General features: G+C 73.2%; 6 protein-coding genes. All 6 read left to right on the forward strand.

Annotated features, from left to right (window positions below; translation table 11 throughout):
- Positions 1-191: 191 nt before the first annotated feature.
- Entirely contained in the window at positions 192-7,322 is a 7,131-nt protein-coding gene (locus ACH4F6_RS25455) for an amino acid adenylation domain-containing protein (protein WP_397962620.1), read from the forward strand.
- Positions 7,319-8,503: an FAD-dependent monooxygenase gene (locus tag ACH4F6_RS25460; RefSeq protein ID WP_397962621.1), complete on the forward strand. Its 1,185-nt coding sequence runs from the start codon at positions 7,319-7,321 to the stop codon at positions 8,501-8,503. Before ACH4F6_RS25455 ends, ACH4F6_RS25460 begins: the two co-directional genes overlap by 4 nt.
- On the forward strand, positions 8,500-9,852 hold the full coding sequence (locus ACH4F6_RS25465) for a short-chain dehydrogenase (protein ID WP_397962622.1): 1,353 nt from the start codon (positions 8,500-8,502) through the stop codon (positions 9,850-9,852). Before ACH4F6_RS25460 ends, ACH4F6_RS25465 begins: the two co-directional genes overlap by 4 nt.
- A gap of 11 nt (positions 9,853-9,863) precedes the next feature.
- Complete coding sequence (locus ACH4F6_RS25470; protein WP_397962623.1) at positions 9,864-10,736, forward strand: SDR family NAD(P)-dependent oxidoreductase; 873 nt, start codon at positions 9,864-9,866, stop codon at positions 10,734-10,736.
- Positions 10,733-11,182: a nuclear transport factor 2 family protein gene (locus tag ACH4F6_RS25475; RefSeq protein WP_397962625.1), complete on the forward strand. Its 450-nt coding sequence runs from the start codon at positions 10,733-10,735 to the stop codon at positions 11,180-11,182. Before ACH4F6_RS25470 ends, ACH4F6_RS25475 begins: the two co-directional genes overlap by 4 nt.
- 100 nt (positions 11,183-11,282) lie before the next feature.
- The coding region (locus ACH4F6_RS25480) for a beta-ketoacyl synthase N-terminal-like domain-containing protein (protein WP_397962627.1) at positions 11,283-14,464 on the forward strand (3,182 nt) is incomplete at its 3' end.

Raw genomic sequence — 14,464 nt, forward strand, 5'->3', positions numbered from 1 at the left:
CGTCTGCTCGGAAAAAAATCAACGGATTCCGCGCCGTCGAGTGGAAGCACCCAACCCGGCACGCAGTATGTGGAATTGCGGTGACTGGTACTGGGGCTACCAGGCTGCGGAATTTCTGGATGGCGCGGGACGTGCCGGGCAGAGTTCATCACCGCCGAACGGCCGCCGACTCCAGGAGCTGAGGGCAATCCGTGACAGCATCCATTCCTTTGACAGCTTATCAGCGTGATATATGGGTGGCACACGAGCTGTTTCCCGAAAACCCACAGTTCACGATCCACCTGAGTCAGCGATTCCTCGGGGAAGTCGACCACGAGCTGCTGTCGGCCGCGGTGCGGGATACCGTGCGGGCGAACGACGCCTTTCGTCTGCGGTTCGCCGAGCGGGACGGCACTCCGTACCAGCGGACCGACGGAGAACCGCCCGAGGTCGAGGTGCTGGACTTCTCCGGGGACGCGGATCCCGAGGCGAGCTGTGAGGAGTGGATCGCCGCCGAGTCCGTACGGCCCTTCGACCTGAACGACGGGCCGCCGTGCCGGCTGTCGCTGATCAGGGAGGGAGCCACAGCCGTCCGGGTCTTCCTGGCGGTGCACCACCTGATCGCCGACGCCTGGGGGCTGCACCTCTTCTTCGACCAGGTACGACAGCGGTACGCGGGCCTCCGGCCGGCCGCGCCCCCCGGTTTCGCCGACTGCGTCGCGGACGAGCGGCGCTACCGGTCCTCGGCTCAGCACGCCGAGGACCGGGAGTACTTCAGGCGCGCGCTGGAGACGGTCGAGCCCGCCCTGTTCCCACGCCGCGTCCCGGCCGGCGCCCGGCGCAGCGGCCGGTACTCCTTCGCGCTGCCGGGCGAGCTGACCGAGCGGGTCAGGGAGCGCGGCGAGACGCCGTTCGCCTTCGTCGCGGCCGCGTTCTCCGTCTACCTGTCACGGATGCACGGCGCCGACACGGTGATCCTCGGCACACCGCTGTTCAATCGCCGGGGGAAGGACGAGCGACGGACGGTGGGGCAGTTCGCCAACACCCTGCCGCTCGTCGTCCACGTGGCCGCGGACACGCCCTGGCGGGACCTGGTCTCCGCCGTGCAGCGCGACGCGCGTGAGCTCCAGCGGCATGAGCGGCTCGCCTTCGGGGACCTGCTCGGGGACCGGCCCGGCCGTGCCCGGCAGGTGTTCGACGTGACGCTGTCGTACGTGCAGTGGCCGCAGGGCAGACCGCTGCCCGGCCTGCGGGTCGAGTCGTCGGGGGCCACCCGGGTCCACGACCAGGACGCCCTCGCCGTCGTCGTCAACGAGCAGGGCGGCACCGGCGAGGTCGTGGTGGACCTCGACTACGCCACCGACGTGTTCGACGCGGACTTCCCCATCGAGGCGCTCGCCCGTCACGTGCGCACCCTGCTGCTCACCGCGCTGGAGGACCCCGACCGCGCCGTCGCCGCCGTCCCGATGCTGGACGACGCCGAGCGGGCCGCGGTCGTCCACGCGGTCAACGCCACGGACCGTGCCTTCCCGGACACCCGGACGCTGCACGCCCTGTTCGCCGCCCAGGCCGCGCGCACCCCGGACCGCACCGCTCTGGTCGAGGCCGCCACCGGCACCCGCCTCGACTACGCCGGACTGGACGCCCGCGCCGAGCGGCTCGCGGCGGCGCTGCGCGCCGACGGAGTGGCCCCGGGCGACCGCGTCGCCGTGCTCCTGGAACGGTCGCAGCACACCGTGGTCGCCGTCCTGGCCGTGTTGAAGGCGGGCGCCGCCTACGTGCCCGTCGAGGTCGGCCATCCGGCCGAACGGATCGCCTACGTCCTCCAGGACAGCGGGGCCCGCACGGTGCTGACGGGTCCCGGGACACCGCCGCTGGAGATGCCGGCAGGGGTGGCCGTGCGACGCGTGGACGAGGAGCCCGCCGCCCCGGGGCCGGCGCAGCCGCCGCCCGCACCCGTCGGTCCCCGTGACCTCGCCTACGTCATCTACACCTCGGGCTCCACCGGCCGTCCCAAGGGGGTCATGGTCGAGCACCGGGCCGTCGTGAACCGGCTCACCTGGATGCAGCGCCGCTACCCCGTCGGGGCGGACGACGTGATCCTGCACAAGACGCCGATCGCGTTCGACGTGTCCGTGTGGGAGCTGTTCTGGTGGGGCACGGCGGGCGCCCGTGTCGCGCTGCTGCCGCCGGGCGCGGAGAAGGACCCGAGGGAAGTGCTGCGCACCGTCGCGGCCGAATCGGTCACCGTGCTGCACTTCGTGCCCTCCATGTTCGGAGCCTTCCTCGAGCTGCTCGACGCGGAGCCGGAGCTGCTGACTCAGGCGGCGTCCGTCCGCCGGATCTTCTGCAGCGGCGAGGCGCTGCCCCCGGACCAGGTGGCCGCCTTCCACCGGATCTTCGGCCCCGACGGACCGGGGCTGACCAACCTGTACGGTCCGACCGAGGCCACCGTGGACGTGTCGTACCACGACTGCCACCCCGGCGGTCCCGTCGACCGCGTGCCCATCGGGCGGCCGATCGACAACCTGAGGCTGTACGTCCTCGACCGGTTCGACGACCCGCAGCCGGTGGGCGCGGCCGGCGAGCTGTGCATCGCCGGCGTCGGACTGGCGCGCGGCTACCTCGACCGGCCCGAGCTGACGGCCGAGCGGTTCACCGACGACCCGTTCACGCCAGGGGAACGGATGTACCGCACCGGCGACCTCGCCCGCCGGCTCGCCGACGGCGCACTGGAGTTCCTGGGGCGCATCGACGGGCAGGTCAAGGTCCGCGGGAACCGGGTCGAACTCGGGGAGATCGAACACCAGCTGTCACGGCTGCCCTCGGTGCGGACCGCGGTCGTCGCGGACCGTCCCTCTCCGGGCGGCGGTGTCCAGCTGGTCGCGTACTACGTCGCCGACGCCCCGGTCGAGGACGCGGAGATCCGCGGCCGACTCGCCTCGGCCCTGCCGGAGTTCATGATCCCGGCGCACTTCGTGCGGATCGACCGGATCCCGCTGACACCCAACGGCAAACTGGACCGCGCGGCCCTGCCCGCCCCCGTGCCGAACGGCGAGCCGGCCTCGTACGCCGCTCCCACGACGGACGTCGAGCGGATCCTGGCCGGGGCGTGGGCCGAGGTGCTGGGCGTGGAACGGGTCGGCGTCGACGACGAGTGGTTCGCGCTGGGCGGCGACTCCCTGCTGCTGCTCAGGGTCCGGGCGGCGGCCGAGCGGCGCGGGCTCGCCCTGACGCTGGCCGACATGGTCCGCCACACCACCGTGGCCACCCAGGCCCCGTACGCCACCGCGGGGCGCCCGGACGCCCTGCCCGAACCGTTCGAGCTGGTCACGGGCGCGGACCGGGCCCGGCTCAGCGACCCGGGCCTGGCCGATGCCTTCCCGGTGACGCGCCTCCAGCTCGGCATGATCTACCACAGCCGTGAGCAGGCGGACTCCCCGCTCTACCACGACGTCTTCCACTACGCGTTCGGCCTGGAAGCCGTCGACTGGGACGAGCCCGCCTTCCGGGCCTCCTTCGACCGCCTCGTCGCACGGCACGCGGCCCTGCGGTCGGCCTTCGACCTCACCGGCTGCTCGGAACCCCTGCAGACGGTACGGACCGAGGCGACCGGCGGTCTGCGGATCGTCCGTGTCACCGATGCCGACGCCGATGCCGCGATCGCCGCGTGCGTCGCCGAGCGACGCGTCCACCGCTACGACTTCGAGCAGCCGCCGCTGTACGAGTTCCGGGTCCACGTCCGTCCGGGACGACTGGATCTCGTGCTCAGCTTCCACCACGCGATCCTGGACGGCTGGAGCGTGGCCGTGCTGGTCCGGGAGCTCTTCCAGGACTACCTGCACGGGCTGGGGGCCGACGTCGAACCGGTGGACGACCGCCCGCTCCCCTCGTTCGCGGCCTACGTCCGTGCCGAGCGGGCCAGCCTGGAGTCGGCCGCCGACCGTTCCTACTGGCAGCAGCTGCTGGCCGGGGCGGAGCCCGTTCGGCTCGACCCGTACGTGCCGCACGAGCCGCCCCGGAAGCCGCGGCTGATCGTCCGGCACATCGAGCTGCCCGACGAGCTCACCCGTGCGCTGGACGACTTCGCCCGTCGGCATGCGGTGCCGATGCGGCTGCTGTTGTTCACCGCGCACTGCCTGACGCTGCGGCTGCTCGCCGGCAGCCCGGACGTCACCACCGGCCTGGTCACCCACGGCCGCCCCGGGGTGGCCGGAGCCGACGGGATGGCCGGGCTGTTCCTGAACACCATGCCGTTCCGGCTGGAGAAGGCGGAGACGGCCGACGGCACGTGGCTCGACGTGGTGCGTGCGGTGGTCCAGCAGGAGCAGGAGTCCTTCCCGCACTCGACCTACCCGCTCAGCGCCATCCAGACCGACCTGGGCGGTGCCGTCACCGAGACCGCCTTCAACTTCGTACGGCTGCACACCCTGGAGGCGGTCCTCGGACGCGGCGAGCTGACCCTGCTCGACCTCGTCACGCACGAGGAGACCAACCTCGCCCTGCTGGTCAACGCGGTCGTGGATCCACGTGACGGGCATGCGCTGCGGATCAGGTTCGACTGCGACGGGCGGTCGTTCAGCCCGGCGCAGGCGGACCGGCTCGGCGACGTCTTCCGGCGGGTCCTCGGCCGTGTCGTCGAGCAGCCCGACGAGACCGTCGACTTCGCCTTCCTGACGGACCCCCTGCCCGTGCCCGCCCGGCTGCCCGACCCGGTGGACGTGCTCACGCTCATCGACGAGCGGACGCGGCTCCGGCCCGACGCGCCTGCCGTCGTCTTCGGCCCGGTCACCTGGAGCTACGAGCGGCTGGACCGGGCCGCCGACCGCGTCGCCGCGGAACTCGTCGGGCTCGGGGCTCCCGCCGGGGCGCCGGTGGGCATCGCGATGGACCGCTCTCCGGAGACGGTCGCCGTGGTGCTGGGCGTGCTGCGCGCCGGGGCGGTCTGCCTGCCGCTGGACGTGTCCTACCCGGCGGGGAGGCTGGCGCGCATGATCGAACGGGCGCGGCCGTTCCGGGTCGTCGCCCATGCGCGGCACGCCGGCCTCGTCCCCGAGCGGGCGCTGCTGCTTCCCGCGGAGTCCCTGGCCCTGACGCGGGCCGACGACGACGAGCCCACGGCCCGCGCGCGTCGCCGGGTCGGCCTGGACGACCTCGCACTGCTGCTGTTCACCTCCGGCTCCTCCGGTGAGCCCAAGGGGGTCGAGCTCCCGCACCGGCTGTGGGCCAACTACGTGCGCTGGCAGCTGGACGCGGCCACCGCGGCGGCCGGGGAGCGCACGCTCCAGTTCGCGCCGCTCAGCTTCGACGTCTCCTTCCAGGAGATGTTCTCCACCCTCGCCGGCGGCGGCACCCTCGTGCTGGTCTCCGAGGAGGACCGGCGTGACCAGTCGGCACTGCTGCGCCTGCTGGAGGAGCAGCGGGTGCGGCGAGCCTTCCTGCCGTTCGTCGCGCTCCAGCAGCTCGCGGACGCCTCCGGGGAGCTGGGCCTGCGCCCGTCGCGGCTGTCGGTGCTGGTGTCGTCCGGGGAGCAGCTCAGGGTGACCGACGAGATCCGCCGGTTCTGCTCCGCCCTGCCCGGCACGGTGCTGGAGAACCAGTACGGGCCGACGGAGACCAACCTCGCCGGCTCGTACGTGATGACCGGCGACCCGGCGGACTTCCCCGCCCTGCCGCCGATCGGCCGCGCCATCCGCGGAGCCGAGATGTACGTGCTGGACGAACGGCTGCGGCCGGTCCCGGCCGGGGTGCGCGGGGAGATCCTGCTCGGCGGAGCCTGTCTCGGCCGGGGCTACCTCGGGCGCCCGGACCTGACCGCCGAGCGCTTCGTCACCGCGCCCTGGGGCGCCCGGCTCTACCGCACCGGCGACCTCGGCCGCACCCTGCCCGACGGCGACGTCGTCTGGCTGGGCCGCGCCGACGACCAGGTGAAGGTGCGCGGCTTCCGCGTCGAACCCGCCGAGGTCGAACTCGCCGTCAGGGCACTGGAGGAGCCGGGGATCGAGGAGGTCGCCGTGGTGGCCCGCCGTCGCGACGACGGCGAGTCCTACCTGGCGGCGTTCCTGGTGGGCACCCCGGAGACGGTCGACCTGACCGAGGTGCGCAGCCGGCTGCGGGCCGTGCTGCCCGACCACATGGTGCCCTCCCATTTCGCGTGGTTGCCCGCCCTGCCGCTGACCCCCAGCGGCAAACGCGACGACGGTGCGCTGCGCGGCCTCCCGCTCCGAGCAGCCCCGGCGGCCGCGCGCACCGCACCCCGGGACGCCCACGAGCGGGCCGTCGCCGACATCCTCGGCGAGCTCCTCGGCATCCCCGCGCCCGGTGTCGACGACGACTTCTTCGAGCTCGGCGGCACCTCACTGACCGCGATGCGGCTGATGGTCGCCGTGGAGAAGCGGTTCGGGGCCCGGGTCCCGCTCGCCGCGTTCGCCACCACCCCGACCGTGGCCGCGCTGGCAGCACGGCTGCGCTCGCAGGACGCCGTCGCGGGCTTCGACTCGGTGGTGCCGATCCGCACCGAGGGCACCCGTCGGCCGCTGTTCCTCGTCCACCCGCTCGGCGGCAACGTCCTCTGCTACGTCAGACTGGCCCGGCACCTGCCCGACGACCAGCCGGTGTACGCGCTCCAGGCCGCGGGCGCCGAGCCCGGGACCGAGCCGGTCGAGACGATGAGCGGCATCGCCCGCGGCTACCTGGAGGCGATCCGCCGGATCCAGCCCGAGGGCCCCTACCGACTGGGCGGCTGGTCCTTCGGCGGGTTCGTCGCCTTCGAGATGGCCTGGCAGCTGCACGCCGCGGGCACCGGTCAGGTGGAGCAACTGGTCCTGCTGGACTCGATCGCGCCCGACCCGGGGGAGCGGCCCGACGTCGCCGACCGGGCCATGCTCGAGTGGTTCTTCTGGGAGCTGATCTGGGTCGACCGGGGCGGTGACGCCCCCGTCGAGCCGCTCCCCGACACCCTGGACAGCGACGAGGACCGCCTCGACTTCATCGCCGCCCGCGCGGCCGCCGCCGGCATCCTCGCGCCCGCCACGGCACGCTCGGCGGTCCGTCGGCTCTTCCGCGTCTACAAGGCCAACTGGGCGGCGCTGCGCGACTACCAGCCCGGCCCGCTGCCGGTCGACGTCACCCTCGTCAAGGCCACCGGGGAACTGCCCGACGCCCTGAAACCCATGCACGGCGCGGCCCGCACCCTGCACCGGGACCCGCTCAACGGCTGGTCCACGCTCACCAGCGGCCAGGTCCGCCTGATCGAGGTTCCGGGCGACCACCTGCGTCTGCTCGACGAACCGTACGTCCAGGAAGTGAGCCGAGCCCTCACGGAAGAGAGGCCACCGAAGTGACGCCACGTCCCCCTGTCCGCGCCCTGGTCGTCGGGGCCGGCATAGGCGGCCTCACCGCCGCCGCAACCCTGCGCAGCGTCGGTGTCGACGTCGAGGTCTACGAACGGGCCCGGGAACTGAAGCCGGTCGGCGGCGCACTGTCGCTGATGTCGAACGCGGTGCTGGCCCTGCGGACCCTCGGCATCGACCTGAAACTGGAGGAGAACGTAGAGATCCTGGAGCAGCTGCACTTCCGCACCAAGCGGGGCAGGCTGATCCGGACCCTGGAGTTCAAGGACATCTGCGACCGCCTCGGCGCCCCCAGCTTCGGCCTGCACCGCGCAGAGCTCCAGCGCCTGCTCCTGGAAGCGGCCAAGGACGTCCCGATCACGCTCGGCGCCCAGGCCGGCCACTTCGAGGCCGACGACGACGGGGTGAGCGTGCACTTCACGGACGGCACCGAGGCCCGCGGCGACATCCTGATCGGCGCCGACGGCTTCGACTCGGCGGTCCGCCGCACCCTGGCCGGCCCCGAGACGCCGTACGAGCCCGGATACGTCTGCTGGGTCGCCACCCCGTACGTCTCCCACCCCGCCATCACCAAGCAGTACGGCGCCCACTACTGGGGCCGGGGCCGCCGCTTCGGCATCGCCAACATCGGCAAGGGCCAGGTGTACTGGTGGGGCACCAAGAACATGCCCGCCGCGCGCGCCCGGGAGTGGCGGGGCACGCGGGCCGAGATCGAGCGGACGTACGCCGGCTGGGCGCCGGAGGTCGAGGCGTGCATACGCGCCACGCCCGAGGACAGGATCACCGCGTTCCCGGCCCGGGACCGGCCCTTCCTGGAGCGCTGGGGCAAGGGCAGGGTCACCCTGCTCGGAGACGCGGCCCACCCGATGATGACCAGCCTCGGCCAGGGCGCGGCCATCGCCATGGAGGACGCCGTCGTCCTCGCCCACCACCTGGAGGGCGCGAGTGACCTGCCCGGCGCCCTGCGCGCCTACGAGCGTGCCCGGCTGCCCCGCACCCGCAAGATCGTCGCCGCCGCCCGCTCCCTGAGCGAACTGGAACAGACCGAGGCCTGGCCCCAGCTGGTGGGACGCCGGCTGTTCTTCACGTTCGCGCCGCGCTCGGCGCTCGACAAACAGAACATCGAACTCCTCGACTACCACGGCGCCGTCGCCGGGGAGGTGAACCGGTGAAGCCCGCAGCCGAGACCGCCCGGCCCCTGACTCCGCTCGAGCGCTGGTACTGGATCTGCGACCAGATCTCCCCGCTCAACGTCATCGGGCACGTCCGCGTCCGCGGCCGCCTCCCCGAGGAAGTGCTCGGCCAGGGCCTGGACGCCCTCCAGGCCCGCCACCCCCTGCTGCGGGCCGCCATCCGCGCCGAGGCCGACGGCAGCAGGGCGCGCTTCGTGCCGCTCACCGGACAGCCCATCCCCCTGCGCACCGTCTCCCTGCCCGACGGCGACGAGCACCCGGGCGAGCCGCACTGGCAACGCGAGCTGAACGAGCACGAGTTCAGCGAGCCCGTCGACTGGGCCACCGGCCCGCTGGCCCGGGCCGTCGCGATCTCCCGGGGCGACGTGCACGACTTGATCATCACCGTGCCGCACTGCGTCGCCGACGGCACGACCGTGCTGAGCCTGCTGCGCCAGTGGCTGCACCTCGCGGCCCGCTGCGAGACCGGCGAAGTGCGTGGGGACGCGGAGCTGGAGCCCGCGCGCGCCCTCCCCGGCCCCGAAGGACTGCTGCCGCCGGAGTACCGGGGGCTGAAGGGGGCGGCCAAGGTCGCCGCGCAGTTGCTGTCCGACCAGTCGGCGGCCAGACGGCTCAAGCCCAGCCGCTTGGAGCCGAGCCGTCGGGTGCCCTTCGCGCAGCGCGCCACACGGCTCATCCACCACGAACTCGACGGGCAGGACGTCGAGGCCCTGGCCCAGGCCTGCAAACGCGAACGCACCACGGTCCACGGGCTGTTGGCGGCGGCCATGGTGACTTCCGTCGCCGAGGACGCCGACACCGGACCGGGCCACCTCACCATCGGCTCCCCGATCACCTTCCGCGAGACCCTGGAGCCGCCCGTCACGGACGACGAACTCGGCACGTACGTCGCCACCGTGCCGTCGGTCGTCGCCTACCGGCCGGGACAGTCGCTGTGGCCCATGGCCCGGGCCATCAGCCGTGACCTCGCCCGCCGCCGCAACCGCGGCGAGCACCTCACCGCCGTCGCGACCATGGGGTTCGTCGCGCCCAAGACCGTCGCGAAGAGCGACCGGTTCCTCCGCTTCATGGAGGACAAGGGGCCCATCACCCTGTGCCTGTCGAACCTCGGCCGGTTCGACTTCCCCGACCGGATCGGCCCCTGGGAGGTCAGCGACGCCGAGTTCGTCACCGGCCTGTCGGTGAACGCGTACTTCGTGGCCACCGTCAACACCAGCCACGGCCGGCTGGCCTGGAACTTCACCCACGTGGACCAGGCCGTCCCCCGGGACCGCGCCGCACGCATGGCCGACACCAGTGTCGAGTCCGTGCTGGCCGCCCTCACCTGACAGGAGCCCTCATGTCCCCCCGTATCCCCAGCCCGCGCGGGCGCGCCGTGGTCGTCACCGGGGCCTCCTCAGGTCTGGGCAAGGCGTGCGCCGAGTACCTGGCGGCGGCCGGCTTCAGGGTCTTCGCCGCCGTGCGCACACCGGTCGGCGAGCCACCTCGCACCGGAGTGGAACAGCTGATCCTCGACGTCACCGACGCGGCGTCGGTCGCCGCCGCCGAGGACGTGGTGCGCGACAAGGTGGGCGACACGGGACTGTGGGGGCTGGTCAACAACGCCGGCATCTGCGTCTCGGCGCCCCTGGAGTGTCTGCCGCTGGAGGACCTGCGGCAGCAGCTGGAGACCAGCGTCGTCGGCCAGGTCGCCACCACCCAGGCGTTCCTCCCGATGCTGCGCGACGCGGGCGGCCGAGTCGTCAACGTCACGTCCGGGCTCGGCAACGTCGCCATCCCCTACCTGGGCGCCTACGCCGCCGCCATGTGGGCCAAGGAGGCGTTCAGCGACGCCCTGCGACGGGAGGTCGCCCCGAGCGGCGTCCGGGTGAGCGTCGTCCAGCCCGGAGCCATCCTCACCCCCATCTGGAACAAGGTGTCCGACACCGGCACACGCATCCTGGACGCCGCTCCCGGGCCGTTGAGGGAGCTGTACCAGGGCACCTTCCTGCGCTTCATGGAGAGCAACGAGCGCAGCGCGCGCACCAGCAGGACCACCCCGGAAGACTTCTCCCGGACCGTGCTGCGAGCCCTGTCCGACAGGCGGCCGCGCACCCGGTACGCCGTCGGCCGCGACGCCGCCGCGGGTCGCGTGCTCACCCGGCTGCTCCCCGACGCGGCGCTCGACCGCGCCTTCCGTTCCCTCGTCACCCCCTCAGGAGGAACCCCGTGACCAACCCCGGACCCGACCAGCTCAAGGAGACGTTCGCCACGAGCCTGAAGCTGATTCAGGAGGGCCGTGTCGAGGAATGGATCGCGCTGTTCGCCCCCGACGGAGTCCTCGAGTTCGTCTACGCTCCGCCCGGATTCCCCACGGTCATGCGCGGCACGGACCAGCTGCGCGCCCAGATGAGCTTCATGCCGCAGCAGCTCAAGGTCGAGTACGGCGAACCCGTCTTCCACGCCGTCACCCCGGAGGGAGTGCTCGTCGCCGAGTTCCCCGGTGACTGCACCCTGCTCGCCACCGGTGGCCGGTACCGGCAGGACTACGTCTCCATCGTCCGCTTCGAGGACGGCCTGATCACCCACTACCGCGACTTCTGGAACCCCTGGCTGCCCATGGCGGCGGTGGGCGGCGAGGAGGCGTGGAACCAGGCGCTGCAACCACTCATGGGCTGACCCCCGCCACCGGCTGCCCGGCGACCGCGACCCAGGCGGCGCCGGGCACCGGTGCGACACGAGACATCCGCGACACGAGCGACGAGGGACGAAGGCAGGCATGAGCGACACGACCAGGACCGTTGCCACCCCGGACGAATCCATCGCGGTTGTCGGCATGTCCTGCCGGCTGCCACGGGCCGACGACCCCGCCGCGTTCTGGCGGCTGCTGCGCGACGGGGTCGAGGCCGTCGGCGAGACCCCCGCCCACCGGTGGGACCCGGCCACGCTCGGTTCCGCCGACGCCCCCGCCCTCGCCCACGGAGCCTTCCTCGCCCACGTCGACCGGTTCGACGCCGCCTTCTTCGGCATCGGCCCCGCCGAGGCGGCCACCATGGACCCCCAGCAGCGACTCGTCCTCGAACTCGCCTGGGAGGCCCTGGAGGACGCCCGCATCACCCCGGACCGGCTCATCGGCTCCAGCACCGGAGTCTTCGTCGGCGCGATCTGGGACGACTGGTCCCGCCTGCTGCACGGCCACGGCCCCGACACCGCCGGCCAGTACGGCCTCACCGGCACCCACCGCGGCATCATCGCCAACCGGGTCTCCTACGCGCTCGGTCTGCGCGGACCCAGCCTCACGATCGACAGCGCCCAGTCGTCCTCCCTGGTCGCCGTGCACGCCGCCTGCGCCAGCCTGCGCAGCGGCGAGTCCACGCTCGCCCTCGTCGGCGGCGTCAACCTCAACCTGCTGCCCGAGTCCGCCGCCGCCCTCGGCCGGCTCGGGGCGCTCTCGCACGACGGCCACGTCCGCCTCCTGGACGCCGAGGCGAGCGGCACCGTGCGGGGGGAGGGCGGAGCCCTCCTCGTCCTCAAGCCGCTGCGCGACGCCCTCGCCGACGGCGACCGCGTCGTCTGCGTCATCCGTGGCAGCGCCGTCAACAACGACGGTGCCACCGACGGCCTCACCACCCCGAACCCGGACGCCCAGCGCGCCGTGATCCTCGCCGCCTGCCGTCGCGCCGCCGTCGCCCCGACCGACCTCCAGTACGTCGAACTCCACGGCACCGGCACCCCCGTCGGCGATCCCGTCGAGGCCGGCGCGGTCGGCCGGGCGGCCGGAGCCGAAGCGGGCCGCGACGACGGACCCCTCCGGGTCGGCTCCGTGAAGACCAACCTCGGCCACCTCGAAGCCGCCGCGGGCATCGTCGGCCTCCTGAAGGTCGCCCTCAGTCTTCACCACCGCGCCCTGCCGCCCACCCTCAACCACCTCCGCCCCCACCCGGACGCCCGGCTGGACACCCACCAGCTGCGGGTCCAGACCGAGCACGGGCCCTGGCCCCGTCCCGAGCGGGAACTGGTCGCGGGCGTCAACTCCTGGGGGATCGGCGGTACGAACTGCCACGTCGTCCTCTCCGAGGCACCTGCCGTCCAGGACACTTCCGCCCAGGAGGCCTCCGCCCCGGCGACGGACGGTCTGCCGTGCGTGTGGCCGGTGTCCGCCCGCACCGAGACCGCCCTGCGCGCCCAGGCGGACCGCCTGCACACCCACCTCACCGACGCCGATCCCTCCGCCACGTCCGACCAGGTCGGCCACGCCCTCGCCGTCACCCGCACCGCCTTCCGCCGCAGGGGCGCCGCCGTCGGAACCACCCGGGCCGAACTCCTCGACGGACTCCGCGCCCTCGCCGACGGAACCACCTCGCCCCACCTGGTCACCACCCCCACCCCGGCCGCCGGACCCACCCCCCTCGCCGTGCTCTTCGGCGGCGGAGGCAGCCAGCGCCCCGGCATGGGCGCCGAGCTGTACGCCACCCACCCGGTGTACGCGGCCGCCTTCGACGCCGTCTGCGACGAACTCGACCGCCACCTCCCGCAGCCCGTCCGCCCGCTGATCTTCGCCGAACCGGACACCCCGGAAGCCCGGCTGCTCGACCGCACCGACTTCGCCCTCCCCGCGCTCCTGGCCGTGGAGGTCGCTCTTTACCGCCTCTACGAAAGCTGGGGCCTGCGCCCCACCCACCTCACCGGCCACTCCATGGGCGAGCTGACCGCGGCCCACATCGCCGGTGTCCTCTCCCTGCCCGACGTCTGCGAACTCGCCGCCGTTCGCGCCCGGCTCATCCAGTCCGCGGCCGGCGGAGCCATGGCCGCCGTCCAGGCCTCGGAGGACGAGGTGCTGGCCGCGCTCGACGAGTTCTCCGCCGCCGTGTCCATCGCGGGGATCAACGCACCGGACTCCACGGTCATCTCCGGCGACGAGGACGCCGTCCTCGAACTGTGCGCACGGTGGCGTTCCCGCGGACGCAAGACGAAGCGCATCGCGGTCACCGTCGCCGGCCACTCGCCGCACATGGACGGCATCCTCGACGAGTTCCGCACGGTGGCCCGCCGCCTCACCTACTCACCGCCCCGCATCCCGGTCGTCTCCAACGTCACCGGCACCGTGGCCACCGTCGAGCAGATCACCGACCCCGAGTACTGGGTCCGCCACGTCCGCGCGACCGTCCGCTTCGCCGACGGCCTGCGCACCCTGCACTCCGAGGGCGTCACCACGTACCTCGAACTCTCCCCGAGCCCCGTCCTCGCCCCCGCCGTCGGCACCTGCCTGGACGGTGAGGAGCGCAGGCCGGTCGTCATCACCACTCTCCAGCGGGACCGCGCCGACGCGCTCGGCGCGGCAAGCGCCCTGGCCGCACTGTTCACCGCCGGCCATGACATCGACTGGTCCGCCGTCTTCCCGCCCGGCACCCCGGACTGCGACCTGCCGACATACGCCTTCCAGCGGCGCTCCCACTGGCCGCGGTTCGACACCGAGGGCCGCCCGGCGCGTGCGGTCCACATCACCGGGGACGTCACGGAGACCGAGACCTCCGAGGCCGAAGACGAGCATCCGCTCGCCGGGCTGCGCGGGGACGCCCTGCGGACCGCCGTGCGCGACCTCGTGGAGACAGCCGTCACCGCCGTCCTCGGAGAGGACGACGACGAACCGGACGGACGCTCCGATGACGGCCGAGGCGCGGGCCGGACGTTCAAGGACCGGGGCTTCACATCCCTGCGCGCCGTGGAGATGCGCGACCGGTTGGAGACGGCGACGGGCCTGCGCCTGCCGGCCGGCCTCCTCTTCGACCACCCCACCGCGGACGCGCTCGTCGAACATCTGTGCCGCACGCTCACGGGTGACGCCGATGTGTCCGTCGGTGTGGCTGGTGGGGTGGTCGCGGTGGACGAGCCGTTGGCGATCGTGGGGATGGCCTGCCGGTTCCCGGGTGGTGTGGGGGGTCCGGAGGATCTGTGGCGGCT

The sequence above is a fragment of the Streptomyces sp. NPDC017936 genome (genome assembly GCF_044328485.1).
GTDB lineage: Bacteria > Actinomycetota > Actinomycetes > Streptomycetales > Streptomycetaceae > Streptomyces.